General features: G+C 39.0%; 22 protein-coding genes. 3 read left to right on the top strand and 19 right to left on the bottom strand.

The genetic code is table 11. From position 1 onward, the window contains the following. Positions 1-74: 74 nt before the first annotated feature. Both H7T98_RS08795 and H7T98_RS10145 read right to left on the bottom strand, forming a co-directional pair. A complete protein-coding gene (locus H7T98_RS08795; RefSeq protein WP_145516282.1) occupies positions 75-689 on the bottom strand; it encodes a DUF2140 domain-containing protein in 615 nt (204 codons plus the stop codon). 95 nt (positions 690-784) lie between these two features. Then, positions 785-1,057, bottom strand: a complete 273-nt coding sequence (locus H7T98_RS10145; RefSeq protein ID WP_227039472.1) for a hypothetical protein — start codon at positions 1,055-1,057, stop codon at positions 785-787. Between the two features lie 171 nt (positions 1,058-1,228). On the opposite strand from H7T98_RS10145, the gene H7T98_RS10140 reads away from it, so the two are divergent. After that, a complete protein-coding gene (locus tag H7T98_RS10140; RefSeq protein ID WP_207185596.1) occupies positions 1,229-1,384 on the top strand; it encodes a hypothetical protein in 156 nt (51 codons plus the stop codon). 84 nt (positions 1,385-1,468) lie between these two features. Here the strand turns inward: H7T98_RS10140 and H7T98_RS08785 are convergent, their stop codons facing one another. The 5 genes from H7T98_RS08785 to H7T98_RS08765 form a co-directional block, all read right to left on the bottom strand. Beyond that, on the bottom strand, positions 1,469-2,080 hold the full coding sequence (locus tag H7T98_RS08785; RefSeq protein ID WP_201061688.1) for a CPBP family intramembrane glutamic endopeptidase: 612 nt from the start codon (positions 2,078-2,080) through the stop codon (positions 1,469-1,471). 103 nt (positions 2,081-2,183) lie between these two features. Continuing rightward, entirely contained in the window at positions 2,184-2,546 is a 363-nt protein-coding gene (locus H7T98_RS08780; RefSeq protein ID WP_201061686.1) for a hypothetical protein, read from the bottom strand. A gap of 4 nt (positions 2,547-2,550) precedes the next feature. After that, a complete protein-coding gene (locus H7T98_RS08775) occupies positions 2,551-2,928 on the bottom strand; it encodes a hypothetical protein (protein WP_201061684.1) in 378 nt (125 codons plus the stop codon). A gap of 12 nt (positions 2,929-2,940) precedes the next feature. After that, positions 2,941-3,303 carry a TIGR02328 family protein gene (locus H7T98_RS08770; RefSeq protein ID WP_037603926.1) on the bottom strand — a complete coding sequence of 121 codons (363 nt, stop codon included), beginning with the start codon at positions 3,301-3,303 and terminating at the stop codon, positions 2,941-2,943. After that, positions 3,300-3,692 (bottom strand): YbgA family protein, encoded by a 393-nt coding sequence (locus H7T98_RS08765; RefSeq protein WP_084914757.1) that lies wholly within the window; start codon positions 3,690-3,692, stop codon positions 3,300-3,302. Before H7T98_RS08765 ends, H7T98_RS08770 begins: the two co-directional genes overlap by 4 nt. A 175-nt stretch (positions 3,693-3,867) precedes the next feature. Between H7T98_RS08765 and H7T98_RS08760 the strand changes: the two genes are divergently transcribed. Both H7T98_RS08760 and H7T98_RS08755 read left to right on the top strand, forming a co-directional pair. Then, positions 3,868-4,287, top strand: coding sequence for an SP_0198 family lipoprotein (locus tag H7T98_RS08760; RefSeq protein WP_002885897.1), 420 nt, complete (start codon positions 3,868-3,870; stop codon positions 4,285-4,287). 99 nt (positions 4,288-4,386) lie between these two features. Continuing rightward, on the top strand, positions 4,387-4,584 hold the full coding sequence (locus H7T98_RS08755) for a hypothetical protein (protein ID WP_002886034.1): 198 nt from the start codon (positions 4,387-4,389) through the stop codon (positions 4,582-4,584). Positions 4,585-4,830: 246 nt separating this feature from the next. Here the strand turns inward: H7T98_RS08755 and H7T98_RS08750 are convergent, their stop codons facing one another. The 12 genes from H7T98_RS08750 to H7T98_RS08695 form a co-directional block, all read right to left on the bottom strand. Continuing rightward, positions 4,831-5,580, bottom strand: a complete 750-nt coding sequence (locus H7T98_RS08750; RefSeq protein ID WP_048674351.1) for a CPBP family intramembrane glutamic endopeptidase — start codon at positions 5,578-5,580, stop codon at positions 4,831-4,833. A 96-nt stretch (positions 5,581-5,676) separates the two neighbouring features. Beyond that, on the bottom strand, positions 5,677-5,988 hold the full coding sequence (locus H7T98_RS08745) for a hypothetical protein (protein WP_002890543.1): 312 nt from the start codon (positions 5,986-5,988) through the stop codon (positions 5,677-5,679). 364 nt (positions 5,989-6,352) lie between these two features. Next, positions 6,353-7,582, bottom strand: coding sequence for a dihydrolipoamide acetyltransferase family protein (locus tag H7T98_RS08740; RefSeq protein ID WP_195435599.1), 1,230 nt, complete (start codon positions 7,580-7,582; stop codon positions 6,353-6,355). Positions 7,583-7,592: 10 nt separating this feature from the next. After that, complete coding sequence (locus tag H7T98_RS08735; protein WP_155198132.1) at positions 7,593-8,624, bottom strand: alpha-ketoacid dehydrogenase subunit beta; 1,032 nt, start codon at positions 8,622-8,624, stop codon at positions 7,593-7,595. A gap of 16 nt (positions 8,625-8,640) precedes the next feature. Next, positions 8,641-9,714, bottom strand: coding sequence for a thiamine pyrophosphate-dependent dehydrogenase E1 component subunit alpha (locus H7T98_RS08730; protein ID WP_049545232.1), 1,074 nt, complete (start codon positions 9,712-9,714; stop codon positions 8,641-8,643). A gap of 104 nt (positions 9,715-9,818) precedes the next feature. Next, on the bottom strand, positions 9,819-11,159 hold the full coding sequence (lpdA, locus tag H7T98_RS08725; protein ID WP_148512767.1) for a dihydrolipoyl dehydrogenase: 1,341 nt from the start codon (positions 11,157-11,159) through the stop codon (positions 9,819-9,821). Positions 11,160-11,724: 565 nt separating this feature from the next. Next, the gene (locus H7T98_RS08720) at positions 11,725-11,928 is read right to left on the bottom strand and encodes a CsbD family protein (protein WP_004182825.1); all 204 of its coding nucleotides are present in this window, start codon (positions 11,926-11,928) and stop codon (positions 11,725-11,727) included. A gap of 233 nt (positions 11,929-12,161) precedes the next feature. Continuing rightward, entirely contained in the window at positions 12,162-12,365 is a 204-nt protein-coding gene (locus tag H7T98_RS08715; RefSeq protein WP_004182827.1) for a CsbD family protein, read from the bottom strand. Between the two features lie 72 nt (positions 12,366-12,437). Continuing rightward, positions 12,438-12,998 (bottom strand): Asp23/Gls24 family envelope stress response protein, encoded by a 561-nt coding sequence (locus H7T98_RS08710; RefSeq protein WP_004182828.1) that lies wholly within the window; start codon positions 12,996-12,998, stop codon positions 12,438-12,440. Between the two features lie 14 nt (positions 12,999-13,012). Beyond that, entirely contained in the window at positions 13,013-13,183 is a 171-nt protein-coding gene (locus H7T98_RS08705; RefSeq protein ID WP_004182830.1) for a DUF2273 domain-containing protein, read from the bottom strand. Between the two features lie 11 nt (positions 13,184-13,194). Then, entirely contained in the window at positions 13,195-13,761 is a 567-nt protein-coding gene (gene amaP, locus H7T98_RS08700; protein ID WP_004182832.1) for an alkaline shock response membrane anchor protein AmaP, read from the bottom strand. Between the two features lie 61 nt (positions 13,762-13,822). Next, a complete protein-coding gene (locus tag H7T98_RS08695; protein ID WP_049545819.1) occupies positions 13,823-14,062 on the bottom strand; it encodes a GlsB/YeaQ/YmgE family stress response membrane protein in 240 nt (79 codons plus the stop codon). Between the last annotated feature and the right edge of the window lie 300 nt (positions 14,063-14,362).

Below are 14,362 nucleotides of genomic sequence, written 5' to 3'. Positions count from 1 at the left end.
TTTCTTAGTTTAGAAGTGAAGGTATCAAAAAACAAGTCCATAGTCTGGACTTGTTTTGAAAGATTCATTATGGATTACCAACTTGTTGGCAAGGAAATCGGAATGTTAAGTTTAACCTTCATCTTGCTATTGGTCACAGAGGCTTGCTCAATTTCATAGCCGATTTCTGGAAGCTTGAGCTGAATTTGGTCATTAACCATGCGAATACCACTGCTGGACTGGGCAATGCTCTTCTTGAGGTAAGGCAGAACCAGTGATTTTGGAACTGGAAGGCGACCCAGGTGGGCACCTGCCAAATCTAGTAGGATGACTTCCTTGTTAGTGCTGACCGTAAAATCAAGGCTAAATGTTGATCCGATAGGCCCAAGAGATACGGGAACCTTAGCTGTTAGATAGGAATCATTCAACTCTACGCTACTGTTTTGCAAGGTCTCGTCATTAGAATCAGCCATGCTTGCTTTTAGGATTTGACGAAACTGATTACTGTCAAGATTAATCTCAGTTGAAACCCCGCCTGATGAAAGGGACGCCCCACCAATACCAGCCTGGGCTAAATCAGCAAGGGATGTTTGTGTTGATACATTTTTTAATTGGTCCTGACTATCGATCTTGTCCGGAATAAGTAGAGCCGCCACTGCAAAAAAGAGCACAATGACGAGGACAAGGAGTCGTTTAAACCATTTCCACATAGGGATACCTCATTTCAATTTTTCACTTTTGACGTCTATTGTACTGTAATCAAGGGAAAAAAGCGAGTAAGAACTGGAAATTCTCTCATATTTTCTTAATGCAGGAGATATGGCTCCAGAACTTCAAAGACTTTTAAGTAAGCTTTGGCATAAAGGTGGACGCCGTCATAGGTGTGCTCAGCCTTCTGCTCTTTTCTATCATCAACCAAATCAGCATTACAATTAATGAAGTGGCAGCCATAGGTTTTGGCAATTTCCTCAAGAGCCTGGTTGCAACGGTCAAGATTTTCAGGAGTCCGCAGTTTCATCCACTGGATAGATGCCGGTGTCTGCCAAGGCAGATGTAGATTGGCTGGGTAAAAAGCCATCAGTTAAATCTTGGTATGGGGCAAAATAGCAAGTGTTTGCTCCAGAATTTGGCTGATATTTGCCGTCATATGTTGGAACTACTGATCTCCATAAGGCTCCTCGGTCATGTCATTGGTACCGATATTGATGAAAACCTTACTCGGTTGCAGATCCAAAAGTAGGGGATGGATATGCTGGAGAAATTCATCCGTATTCAAACCACTGATGCCCCGATTGTAGATGATATCGTCGATACCTCTACTCCTAGCGATTTCACAAATGGGAAAAAGCTCCATGAGAGAGGAGCCCGTGAAAAGCGTTTCCCCCTTGATAGCAACCTCATTTAGGTACTGATAGTTTTTAAGTTTGATAGTTTTTAAGTTTGATATCTTTTAATTCATCCATGTTAACTTTCTTCTATATAATTTTATCTAAATGAGGGAGAAGGCAAAGAGCAACCCTACAACCGTATTGGCCAAGGCGTGGATAAAGACACTAGGAAGAATGGACCCACTTGCTTTTATCTCATTGATAGCACCAAAAACGTAAGCTATGAGACTGATAAAGACCAAAATGGCAAAAGCCTTAAGGTAACCAGTTAGTTGGATAAACATAAGTGCATGGATGAGACCAAATAAGAGAGACTGAACCAGATTTGCTCCTAGAAATCCTAGTTTTCCTTGCATCCTTTTTAATAGAAAACCTCTAAAGAAGATTTCTTCTGGCAAGGCAGTCCCTAAGATAGCATAGGCTAGAATAGCAGGAAGAGCTCCAATTCCCTTTCCAGAAAAATCTGCTGTGGCCGTTTGGCTAGAGTCGAACCAAGCGAAGACGATAATTGAAAAAAGAAGAAAAACTAGACTAATACCCAAAATGGTCAGTAGTAATTGCCTCTTCTTCTGACTCTCAAATTTCTTCAACCCAATCCAGTCAAAGAAACCGACCTTTTTCCTGCTCCAAATTAACCAAGTGATAAAAGGAATGACAGAGACTATGAGCAGTTCCATAATACCGCTCATCAGTTTAGACATAAATAGGGTCATGAGTTTGTCCTCCATTTCTAATCAAAAGACAGCTTCGTTCTTTTGAAAACGATTACCTTTACACCATGATTATACTACTTTTAGGGGAAGAAAAAGCCCATTTTCACCAGTCTTGCCAGGTTTCTTTGGCACGAATCACACGGTCTTGCTTATAGTCAATATGGTAAACACGCCAACCACCAATCCAATCGTCCTTCAGCTTGTACTCAACACTTCCTTGAAGATTACTCCCCTTGCCCAAGAGTTTCTCAACTTCTTTTCTCGTCATGCCCTCAAGCTGATACTGACGGTGAAAGCTCCACATGAGTTTGTGTCGCATAGGAGCTGGTGTTTGAGCCCATTTTTCAGGAGTAAAAATCCGGTCTCGCGGGACAATGATTGCAAAATGAACCAGACAAATGATTTCAATGATTAAGCAAAAGGCTTTTCGTCGTTTTCGTCTGGTTTCTGGGGTGAGGTAGGCCATAGGATTACCTTACTTTCTCTTGTTTCCAATGGTCATCCAAAATCACTGTGTGCTCTTTAGAAAAGCGAATAAGGATGTCTCTGGCAACTTGTTGGGATACACGTGCGACATTGGTCAATTCTAATCCTAGCTCAGGTGTGTCGTGTTCCAAGCGATACTTGTCATCCTCGGATTCAACAAAGATAAAACTCATTGACCCTTTTTCGCTATAAGTGAGATAGAGACTATCGTAGGATACTGGAAGTTGCACCAAGGCATCCCAGATATCACTGTCACTTGGGGCTGTAATCGTCGCATAGTCCACCTGATCCGCTGTCGATATACGCATGACAAGGCCTTCTTCTACTTTCTTTTTAGGTGCTAGCCACTTAAATAAATGCATCGTTTTCCTCCTTTAGATGATGATTCCTTTTTGCTTGAGATTGTCCAGACATTCCTGTAAATAGGCGGTATCATGCTCAGGATAAATGATGGCTGGTAATGTCTCCGCTTCAAGCTTGTCGTAGGCTGGCATCTGCTTACCTCGATACTCCTTGTCTAACCACTCAGGGCTGACACGATAGCCACGTTTCGTCATTTCTTGCATAATAAGTTCATGGTATTTAAACAGGCGATATGGAGAATAGTCAAAAACATAGTTAACCGTAGCGTGTTTGCGTTGCCATCCCTTGCCACGAAGGGCACAACATTCTCGGTGTTGTCCTAATAATTGCTGACGGGGTAGTTTTGCAATCAAGTCTTGATGCCACAGTCTCATTTTGAACCCCCATTAATTAAGGTTGACTCCTCCAGATAGCGATTAGGATACTTGCTGAGGAGCTCTTTGACGGATTCCACCAAACCATGCTGAGGAATTTGGCCTGCCGCATAGCTATCCAGTTGGGACATAAACATTTCCTTTTCGCTGGCAGTCGCCTTTTTCTTAAAATACCCCCAGATATGTTGGAAGGCATTGACGACTTGACCAGGATTTTCAGGAAGGTCAAGTGCTTGATCAATGTAGGCTTGAACCTGATCCAAACTAACCTCTTCATTCTTGAGATAGTTACGGATTTCCAAGTAAATCTTGTTCGAATGGCTGAGCACCAGATACTTATTGGCTGCCCAAAGTCGCTCGCACTGGCGACGTGGATTGGTAATTGTCATTAGGAACCTTCCTTCTTGCTTTTTTATCAGTATAGCATAGTTTAAATAGGGATAATATATTATGCTTTTAAGAATCCGAAAGAGTAATTTTCAAGTATTTTCAGAAAAGGTTTTTTGCTTGGTTTGTTTGTAAGCGTTTGCTATACTTAAGGTATCAAAGAAAGGAGACAAGCCTATGACATTGTCCAAAAAACTCACACTTTCTCTTGCCTCTATGGCAGTTCTTGGTCTTTTAGCAGCCTGCTCAAACCAGAAAGCTCAAACACCTGAAAGCTCTGCTAGCACCCAACAAAGTTCAAGTAAGGTTTCATCTTCACAAAGCTCTGAAGCCTCTAAACAAACTGAAGGGCTAGATGGCACCTATAAAGGGACTGACGAAAATGATCGCATTACTCTTACCATCTCTGGAAATACTGGAACTTGGGAAGAGGACGAGGCAGATGGCGAGAAGGAAAGCAAGCCTGTGACAGTTAACTCTGACAATCAAAGTCTAACAATCGGTGACGACACCAAACACTATAAACTCGATGGTAATCAACTGACTATTGAAGATGATGACCACGATCCAAATGATACGGTTATCTTGACGAAATAAAATGAAAAACCTTAGCCGAACCGCTCTATGGAATTTAGCTAAGGTTTTTTATGTTATACTATAGGCAGAAAGAAAACGGATACAAAGAGGAGGTTGACGATGACTCAAAGAAGATTATGGGTGACGCTATTTGTTGTGTCGATTATTGTAACTCTTATTGGACTGGGATTTGCTGTCTATAACTATTATGTCTTTGATAAACCTTTCATGACGACTACTACAAAAGGGTTACTAGCTGCATTTTTCCTGTGTGCGACAATGGTTGCCATCAGCCTATCCAAATCAAATAAGAAGTAAAGATAAGAAAGAGGTGTAAGTTTGCGGACTTATACCTCTTTTCATACAACATTACTTAATCTTGTGTTTGTTCATTTTTTCTTCAAAGATGGCTGTCATGATTTCACGCAACTCTTGGCCTTCTTTTTTAGTCTTTAGATGATGAAGCCAAACGAGTCACCTCCTAAAAATGACACTATATCATTATGTCAACAGATAGGAAAGAAAAGCTCTCACCTAAATCAGGTGAGAGCTTGAAGTCTATTTCTATGATTTTCTCATGGCCACCAGCCAAAAGGCTACTAGAATTTCGAAAATAACAAGAAGGACAATCTGAGTGAGTGAACTCTGAACCAGCATAAGGACAGCCAGACTATCGATCAGCATATGAGCGAGGATACAAGGAACAGCTCCTCTCGAGTACTCTTTAAGAGCTCCCAAAAGAAAGGTATTCCCTAAAATCATCAGGTAAAAGATGAGATAGTTGGACGAGCCTGCTGTAATCCAAGGTAGTTGATAGATAGGGATATGCCAGAGGAACCAGATAATGGAAAGAACCATCATTTTAGTTATAAAGTGCTTACTAAAGTAAAGATGTTCTTGTAAAAACCAACGCCAACCGACTTCTTCCAGACCGCCATATAAAAAGGTCCAGGGGAGATATAGGAAGAAGGCTAAGAGGGAGTTCCCAGTAAAGCGAACATTCATGAGCAGGATTGAAATCCCATAATAGATGACGGGGATGATGAAAGCTAGGATCCAGGATAGGTGACTTTCTTTTTGAAGAAAGACCTTTTTGAAAAAATCGCCCAAAGATTTGACTTCACTCAACACAAGAGAAAAGATAGCCGCCATAATCAGGGGAATACAGTTCATTAGGATAAACAGTAGAGAGTCACCTGTGCTCTTTCCATCTGGGAAACACCAAAGGATAACTTGCCCTACTATAAATGTAGCAAGGAGGGCAGTCAGTGCATACCAGATAGCGACTGATTTTTTTGAAATAAATTTGCTCATTTTTCCTCCGTAACGGGATGGTAAAATTGACAGTATCTCTTTTTTATGGAAGGTTGATTCGTAATTGTAGAAATAAACACATTGTCTTTAAAAATCTTATTTAATCTTGTGTTTGTTCATCTTTTCTTCAAAGATGTCTGTCATAATCTTGCGGAGCTCTTCTCCTTCTTTTTCAGGAAGGTCTCCTTGACGTTTCGCCACGGCATAGAGTTCAGGGTATTGCTTGGCTACACGCTCGACTGTCTTAGTCGTCGCATGCCCTCTGACAAAGAAAGGAATGCGTTTAATCCATTCTTGTGGTACGAGAGCGAGCAACTTCTTAGCCGCTTCCTTATCAGAAATCTCAGCCGTACTCAAACCTTTCTCGATTTGCTTTTGTTCTTGTTCTGTAAAATCTTTTAATTCCATAACTTGCTCCTCTTTATCTTTATATAGTAAATTTTACACCCATGCATGAGAATATACAACTGATTGGGACTGATGGGACAAGCCATGAATTGAGTCAGTTATTAACAAGTATTGGCTTTTCAAAGATTGAAGAAAGGCAAAATCACAAATGGGTTTTGTATATTGTTATTAAAAGACATTAGGAAATTGATAGACAAATTCCCACTTGACTTAAGAAAAGCTCTCCCCCTTAGCAACACGAAAAGAGAAGACTAATTTAGTCTTCTCTCCATACTAGGTTGCGGAACATCAACAATTACTTTACTTTTATACCTCTAGTAAGTCCTATTCGTCCACAATTGCATCTTACAAATGGATACTTCTGTTAGAAGATAAGGAGATAAGGATCTTCAAGATAAGAAACAACTCTTGCTAAAAATTCAGCAGCTGGAAGGCCATCGATGACTTGATGGTCGAAGCTCAGACTCAATGGAAGATAGTCTTTTTGAACAACCTCTCCCTCCTCATTAAATGCTAAAGCTTGTTGAGTTGTTCCTACACCAAGGATTGCCACCTCTGGGGAATTAAGGATTGGTGTGAAGTATTCTACACCTGCCCCCCCTAGGTTCGTAATTGAGAAAGTAGAACCACTATATAGGTCAGATGCAAGTGTACCTTTTCGAGCTTGATTAGCCAAAGTCTTAATGCTTTGACCAAGATCTGCTAAAGTCATACGATCTGCGTCTTGAATCACAGGAACAACCAAACCATCATCCAAAGCTGTTGCCATACCAATATGAATGCGTTCGTGAATCTTATGAATTCCGCCACCATACCAAGCATTCAAAGCTGGAAAATCTCTCAAAGCTTTGGTTACTGCTTTAGTTAATAGAGTTGTGATACCTAGTTCACCATTTTCAAGTGGAGTATGGACCTTGGCCTTAAGTTCTTTACGGAATTTCAAAAGCTCAGTTAAATCAGCCTTACGATGGAGTGTCACTTGAGCAGAAGAATGAAGACTGTTCATCATACGTTCGGCAATAATCTTACGCATGCCTTGGAGTCCCTCACCGTATTGACCTGAGGTCATATCTTGTGGTAGAGGTTCAACGACCTTATCAACAACAAGACTTGGTTGGTAAGCTTCTACATCACGTCTTGTAATACGACCATTTCCACCTGTCCCTTTAATAAGGGAGATATCATAGCCTTTCTCAGCAGCCATCTTACGAGCCACCGGTGTAATAAAAATTCGTTCCCCACCAGTACGAGCTATAGGTGCTGTAGTAGATTTAGGACTAGACGGTGTTGAATCTTTAGCGACTTCAGTTGGAGCTTCCTCTTGTGCAGGAGCCTCTTGGGTTCCTACATCTTCTCCTTCCTGACCAACCCATCCAACGACTTCCTTACATTTAACTGTAACACCTTCACCATGCACAATGTCTAGAACAACCCCAGAAGCAGGGGATTCGACTTCACTAGTCAATTTTTCAGAACTAATTTCCAATAAAGGCTGACCACTTGTTACTGTATCACCAACTTGGACCAACCACTTTTGAATGAGTCCTTCAGTCATGGTTAGGCCGAGCTTGGGCATTAAAATTTCTGTTGCCATAAGTGCCCTCCTATCCTTTCAAGTCCTGAATCAATTCATCAGCTACTTTCAAAACCTTATCCGCATCAGGGATATAGGCTTGTTCTAAGTTTGTCGCAAATGGAACAGGAGTATTTGGAGCACAAACACATTTCACTGGTCCATCAAGATAATCAAAAGCTTTATCTGAAACGACAGATGCAATGTCAGTTGCAGTATTGTTATGTGGGTTGGCCTCATCCACAATAATTAAACGACCAGTTTTCTTCACGGAATTTAACACTGTTTCTTCATCCCATGGAGCAACTGTACGAAGATCAATCACTTCTACAGAAATGTTGTCTTTTGCCAAGCGGTCTGTGACCTCATAGGCTACATACAACATCTTACCAATTGTCACAATTGTTAAATCCTTACCTTCTCTACGAACGGCAGCCTTACCAATTGGTACAGTATAGTATTCTTCTGGCACTTCCCCTTTTAGTCCATATAAAGTCTTGTCTTCAGAAAAGATAACTACATTATCATCCTCTATTGATGCTAGGAGTAATCCTTTGGCATCATAAGGGGTAGCAGGAACGACCACCTTAATACCAGGAATCGATCCAAATAAACCGTAATAGGATCCAGAGTGTTGCGCAGCAGCTGAAGCTCCTGCCCCGTGCATAGTACGAACAACCATGGGAACTTTAGCTTTACCGCCAAACATGTAACGCATCTTAGAAGCCTGTCCTAATAGGGCATCAAAACAGAATCCAATAAAATCATTAAACATCAACTCTGGTACAGGTCTTAGTCCCGTAAGCGCCATCCCCACCGAAGCTGATAAATAGCCGTGCTCAGAAATCGGAGTATCAATAACACGTTCCCTGCCATATTTCGGCATCAATCCTCGTGTGATACCCATGACACCGCCCCAGGCATCCTCGTTATTATTTTCTAAGTGTTCAACATTAACACCACCTGAGATATCCTCTCCTAGGAGAACAACTCGCTCGTCTCTTTCCATGGCTTGATCGAGCCCTTCATTGATGGCTTTCATAAATAATGTTTCTCTAGTCATTATGAATCCTCCTCAATCAGTCTGCAAATACGTCTTCGTAGAGAGCTTCTTCTTTTGGAATTGGGCTCTCTTGAGCAAAGTGGATTGCATCTTCAACATCTTTTTGTGATTGGGCAACAATCTCATCCAATTCATCTTGGCTAAGGATACCCTTTTCAGTTACCAGGTCACGAAATACTTCCAAGGCATCCACATCTGCCCATTCTTTTTCGATTCCATCTGGTGCTTTGTATTTTTGCTCATCTCCTTCGAAATGGCCATGGTTACGATAAGTAATAGCTTCAATTAACGTTGGACCATCTCCACGACGCGCACGTTCAACGGCCTCTTTAGCCACTTGATAAACAGCAAATAAGTCCTTACCATTAACGCGAACTCCAGGCATATTGTAAGCTTGTGCACGTTCAGCAATTGTTGGAGAACCTGATGAATACCATTGTGGTGTTGATTCTGCAAAAAGGTTGTTTTCATTTACAAATACCACAGGTAGATTCCAAATAGAGGCCATGTTTAAGCACTCATGAAAATTACCTTCATTGGCAGCTCCGTCACCAAAGAAACACACAGCAACATCATCAGTCTTTAGATATTTGTTGCGCATAGCAGCTCCAGTCGCAAGACCAAAGCCTCCTCCTACCATACCATTAGCACCAAGGATTCCTTTATCCAAGTCAGCGATATGCATAGAGCCACCCTTACCTTTACCAAGCCCAGTAGACTTACCAAAGATTTCAGCCATCATTTTTTTAAGGTCTCCACCTTTAGCCACACAGTGTCCATGTCCTCGATGTGTGCTAGTAATGTAGTCTTTATCAGTCAAGTTAGCACATACTCCAGTCGCAATAGCTTCCTCACCTGAGTAAAGGTGAACAAATCCTGGAATTTGACCGATTGAAAAGAAATGTCGTGCATTTTCTTCAAAATTTCGAATATCCCACATAGTCTTATACATGGATTTAGCCTCTTCTTTTGAAACATTTTCCACACCAAGATCATGGGCAGTCTGAACCTTAACTTCTTCCTTGGTTAAGGTTTGTCCCTGATGTTTTTCTTTCATTAGGGCTTGTGGCAATTCTTGATAATGTGTCATATTGTTTCCTCCTTCTATAGAGAGCTTTATAAAAAACAAATATTATTGACAGATATATAGATTTGAAAAAATGAGAATGGCTGTGCTAAACCTATCCATCGACCTTAGGACCTTAAAATCAGTCTTGCAACTTCCTGAACCAACTCAGAAATTGTTGGATGTGCAAAAATTGTCTTATCAAGCTGATCAAGTGTTCCTTCAGCATCTTTCAAGACAATCAAGGATTGTAAAATATCAGTTGCATGTGGGCCAACGATAACGGCACCTAATAGTAGGTGATAGCGTTTTTCAGAGACAATTTTAACAAAACCTTTTGCTGAATTAGACGCAATGGCTCGACCATTATAAACATAAGGAAGTTGACCAACTGATATATCATATCCTTGTTGTACCGCCTCCTCTTCTGACAAGCCAAAGGAAGCAATCTCTGGCGTTGTAAAGAGCGACCGTGGAACACTTGAATTATCAACCGGTTCCTCAGCCTGACGACAAATGGCTCGAACAGCTTTGATTCCCTCGCTACTAGCAACATGAGCTAACATATATCCAGGAATCAAATCCCCAATCGCATAAACACCTGATTGAGATGACTCGTAATAACTATCTACCTTAATAAAGCCTTTTTCGGTCAGCTCCAAGCCCATCATTTGGGCTAACTCAATATTTGGCTTACGCCCTGTTGCTACAAGTAAGTTATCATAAGAGTAGGACTTGCCATTTGCTAGAATTACAGCATTTTCTTCAACTCTATCTATGCTAACTCCTTCCAGTATAGTAATTCCAAGTTGCTCCATCTTTTCTCTAATAATGGAACGTGCTTCGTCATCTTCAGTTGCCAAAATTGTTGGTGCAACCTCTATTACTGTCACATCCACACCTAGTGGAGCCATAGCAAAAGCTAACTCAACGGAAATAATACCCCCACCAATGATAACCAAACGTTGAGGAAGTTCCTTTAAGTTGAAAAAGCTATCTGTTGTCAAATAGTCAACATCGTTAATACCAGAAATAGGAGGAATAAATGGATGACTCCCCGTCGCCAAAATAACAGACTTACCTGAGACTCTTTCACCATTAACTTGGAAGGTTTTATCAGAAATATAAGCTGCCTCACCTTCAATATAGGTGATCCCTAATTGTTTAAAACTTGATTGAATACCAGACTGTAGTGTTGCTACGACTTGATCTTTGCGAGCAACAAGTTTTTGAAAATCAAGATTATCATTTAAAACTGTCACTCCATACTGAGAGGCTTCTTTAGCAGCTAATAGCCAATGGGCATGTTCAAGATAGGCTTTGGATGGGATACATCCAACGTTCAAACAGGTGCCACCTATGAAGTTTTTCTCAATGACAGTTACCTTTTTACCTAAACGGGCAGCTTCTTCAGCAGCAACATAACCACCAGGACCTGCCCCTATAATGAGAATATCACATTGACTCAAAACAATACTCCTTTCTAGAATGGAAGTCGGCTGTTAGCCGAACCACTTCAAGTAGGACAAAAACTCGGAGATATTTTTGAAAGCGTTTTCTATACTTTGATTATAAAACTAATACTTATGAAAATCAAGTAATTCACTGAAAATGCGATGTTTTGGTGGTGAAAACATTCACAAGTAATGCAAACGTTTGCCATTCCCTATTCGGGATGACGTCAGCACTTATACTTTGCTGATTTTTATATACACTAGATAAATACAAATCTCCCCAATCATTAAATAATTCTTCAAAATGTTATAAAAAACACTCTAGCGTCTATAGCTTGGATAAAACTATAGAAATTAGAGTGCTTTTACTATGTATGAGAAAGAATATGTATATAGAATTAAAAAGGAATTTTAATTAATCTAAAGAAAACTGATTTTTCACCTGAGTAATATCGTAATGTTAAGGATTTGTCATAGTTTTTGGTGTTGTTTTAAAAGTGAGTAGTTAGGAGTAAAACAACCTTAAATTTCTTGTAGAGCAATTTCCATGTTTTAAGTGAAAAATCAATCGATTTTAGAACTATTTATCGTCCTTTTTAATCATATTTTTCACACCTTCGATAGCTCCTTCAACAGCATCTTTGGCATCTTCGGCAACTTCTTTCACTTTTGAGACTGCTTTTTCAGCAGCACCCTCTTTTTCTGTTTTTTTATCACCAGTTACTTTTCCGAAACCTTCTTTAATAGCGCCTTTAGCTTGGTTAAGTTTTTCTTCTACTGACATAGTGTCAACCTACATTAATGAATTGTTTTAAATATTGAAAGGAATATGTAAAGAACTTAGATTGTTCAAAAGAGGATTGATTTTCCACTTGAGTAATCTTTTAAAGATATTGATTTGTAGATAAATTGAATGTAATCAGTATAAATGAGTTATTAGGAATAGGATATGACATCCCTATCTTTTTCATACAGTAGTTTTTAAGACTTTGTGTGAAAAATCAATTAATCTTAGAACTATTTATCGTCCTTTTTAACCATATTTTTAACGCCTTCGATTGCTCCTTCAACAGCATCTTTGGCATCTTCGGCAACTTCTTTAACTTTTGAAACTACTTTTTCAGCAGCTCCTTCTTTTTCAGTTTTTTCATCACCAGTTACTTTTCCGACACCTTCTTTAATAGCGCCTTTAGCTTGGTTAAGTTTTTCTTCTACTGACATAGTGTTACCCTCCATTGGAAAATTAGATTATTGAAAATGAACGTTTTTAAACTTTTTTAGGCATAAAAGAATTTAGTGAACTCTTGGTTCTGATTTAGCAGTCGCTTCTGAGACAGCTTCAACGCCTTCACTAACTTTTTCCTTTGCAGCCGAGAAGCCATCACTCAATCCCTGTTTTGCGCTTTCAAACTTATCGGAAGTAAATTCACTTGTTGATTCAACAACTCCAGTTACTCGATCTTGTAGGCTTACTGAGTCTGCTTCATGTTGCTCTTTAGTCTTGATATCAACAACATCTACATTAACTTCAACCACTTCCAAATCAGTCATCTTAGAAATTTCTGAAACAACAACCTCTTTGATTTTCTTGTATAGTTCAGGAACATTCTTTTGATATTCGACAATTACGTTCAAATCAACAGCAACTTGCTCTTTACCAACTTCAACATTGACTCCGCTTGCAACGTTATCAGTATTGACAAGTTTTTCAGCTAGGTTTGAGAAAAAGCCTCCATCAATAGCCAGCAAACCTGGAATATTTTCTAAAGAAAGACCAATAATTTTTTGAATGACTTTATCTTCGTAGGTCAATTCGCCTTTTACTTCTTCTACTTTTTTTTCTACTTTTGACATATGAATCTCCTTTACTATTTAAATAATTGTTTTTGTTGAATATAATATCCAATTCCAACTCCTAGAATGGCGCAAATCAAGACAAACAAAGTCTTAAAAAAACCATAGGATAGGATGAAGCAAGCTAAGATAGCACCCGCTAATCCGGAAAGAAATGGATATTGGTATTTTTTAAACCATTCCATTTTTTACTTCCTTACTTTACACGACTAACAGTTTTTTTACGTGGTGGTTTTGGCTTGTATTCTTTTACAGAAATATACAGTTTTACACGATGATTCATTCCAAAAAACTGTGTCAATCCATCAGCAATCTCATCTTTAATTATTTGAGTTCGTTTAATAATGTTGTCTGATGGAAGCATTTGTCCTTCTACGTGAACTAAACATTTATTCTTACGACTGTTTACCTTAATAGTAGGATCCTTTATAAAATTGTGATTAGCAACCACACAACGAACAAATCCTTCAATAGCTGAATTTTTTAATTTTAGTTCACCATCGACATCAGGTAATTGAATCTCTAAATATTGTTTAGGATAAAAGAGTATAACAAGCATTAGAAACAACACTACAGCTGAAAGTACTAGAGCACCCCAGAAAATATATCTTGAAAGATAAAAGTCTAAAAAGGAAATTTGTTTCCAATCAACTAAATGAAGTCCTAAGCCACTGACTTTATGATAATCTAGCAAAATAGGAATCAAAATTGTCAAGATTAAAATACATAAAATAAGGTAAAGTATTTTTTTGGTTTTTGACATATTGAATCCTTTCATCAACAGAATTTGAACTGTGATCTATTCCTGTCAAAAAGATTCAAGTTCATTCTTTTTTCCCTAGGAAAAATGATACTACTGCAACAACAATGACCGCTCCCAAGATTGATGGAATTAATGCCATTCCTGCTAGACTAGGTCCCCATGCACCGAAAAGTGATTGTCCAACAGATGAACCTACTAAACCTGCAAAGATATTAGCGATTATTCCCATGGAACCTCCCTTTTTAGTGATTCCACCTGCAATAAGACCGATAAAGCCTCCTACGATAATAGCCCAAAGCATAATGTCTCCCCCTTTCTAAATTGAGGAAAGTTAGATTGTTTGGAAAATCAAACAATCTAAAGAGTTACATTTTAGCTAAAACATTTTTTATATTAATCTTAACAATCATAAGATTAATGTAAGTATATACCTGTTAATAACAGTATAAGTTAATTAAATTGATAAGTCAATGAAAATGTTTGCGCTTACAAAAAAATAGAATGAAAAGCATTAATCGTTTTTGCAAACGATTGCATAGATTTGCAAGTATTTTATGTTATGATTCTTGTAGTTTTTTGAACCTGTCACTTATACACATCA

This window comes from Streptococcus sp. 23.2 (genome assembly GCF_016648665.1).
In the GTDB taxonomy this organism is placed as follows: domain Bacteria; phylum Bacillota; class Bacilli; order Lactobacillales; family Streptococcaceae; genus Streptococcus; species Streptococcus salivarius_E.
Note: the sequence above shows the minus strand (reverse complement) of the source record. Positions and strands in the feature narration are given on the sequence as shown.

Coding starts and splice junctions, on each gene's coding strand:
- H7T98_RS08795 (WP_145516282.1), bottom strand. CDS start 689: ATGTGGAAATGGTTTAAACGACTCCTTGTCCTCGTCATTGTGCTCTTT.
- H7T98_RS10145 (WP_227039472.1), bottom strand. CDS start 1,057: ATGGCTTTTTACCCAGCCAATCTACATCTGCCTTGGCAGACACCGGCA.
- H7T98_RS10140 (WP_207185596.1), top strand. CDS start 1,229: ATGCTGGAGAAATTCATCCGTATTCAAACCACTGATGCCCCGATTGTA.
- H7T98_RS08785 (WP_201061688.1), bottom strand. CDS start 2,080: ATGACCCTATTTATGTCTAAACTGATGAGCGGTATTATGGAACTGCTC.
- H7T98_RS08780 (WP_201061686.1), bottom strand. CDS start 2,546: ATGGCCTACCTCACCCCAGAAACCAGACGAAAACGACGAAAAGCCTTT.
- H7T98_RS08775 (WP_201061684.1), bottom strand. CDS start 2,928: ATGCATTTATTTAAGTGGCTAGCACCTAAAAAGAAAGTAGAAGAAGGC.
- H7T98_RS08770 (WP_037603926.1), bottom strand. CDS start 3,303: ATGAGACTGTGGCATCAAGACTTGATTGCAAAACTACCCCGTCAGCAA.
- H7T98_RS08765 (WP_084914757.1), bottom strand. CDS start 3,692: ATGACAATTACCAATCCACGTCGCCAGTGCGAGCGACTTTGGGCAGCC.
- H7T98_RS08760 (WP_002885897.1), top strand. CDS start 3,868: ATGACATTGTCCAAAAAACTCACACTTTCTCTTGCCTCTATGGCAGTT.
- H7T98_RS08755 (WP_002886034.1), top strand. CDS start 4,387: ATGACTCAAAGAAGATTATGGGTGACGCTATTTGTTGTGTCGATTATT.
- H7T98_RS08750 (WP_048674351.1), bottom strand. CDS start 5,580: ATGAGCAAATTTATTTCAAAAAAATCAGTCGCTATCTGGTATGCACTG.
- H7T98_RS08745 (WP_002890543.1), bottom strand. CDS start 5,988: ATGGAATTAAAAGATTTTACAGAACAAGAACAAAAGCAAATCGAGAAA.
- H7T98_RS08740 (WP_195435599.1), bottom strand. CDS start 7,582: ATGGCAACAGAAATTTTAATGCCCAAGCTCGGCCTAACCATGACTGAA.
- H7T98_RS08735 (WP_155198132.1), bottom strand. CDS start 8,624: ATGACTAGAGAAACATTATTTATGAAAGCCATCAATGAAGGGCTCGAT.
- H7T98_RS08730 (WP_049545232.1), bottom strand. CDS start 9,714: ATGACACATTATCAAGAATTGCCACAAGCCCTAATGAAAGAAAAACAT.
- H7T98_RS08720 (WP_004182825.1), bottom strand. CDS start 11,928: ATGTCAGTAGAAGAAAAACTTAACCAAGCTAAAGGCGCTATTAAAGAA.
- H7T98_RS08715 (WP_004182827.1), bottom strand. CDS start 12,365: ATGTCAGTAGAAGAAAAACTTAACCAAGCTAAAGGCGCTATTAAAGAA.
- H7T98_RS08710 (WP_004182828.1), bottom strand. CDS start 12,998: ATGTCAAAAGTAGAAAAAAAAGTAGAAGAAGTAAAAGGCGAATTGACC.
- H7T98_RS08705 (WP_004182830.1), bottom strand. CDS start 13,183: ATGGAATGGTTTAAAAAATACCAATATCCATTTCTTTCCGGATTAGCG.
- amaP (WP_004182832.1), bottom strand. CDS start 13,761: ATGTCAAAAACCAAAAAAATACTTTACCTTATTTTATGTATTTTAATC.
- H7T98_RS08695 (WP_049545819.1), bottom strand. CDS start 14,062: ATGCTTTGGGCTATTATCGTAGGAGGCTTTATCGGTCTTATTGCAGGT.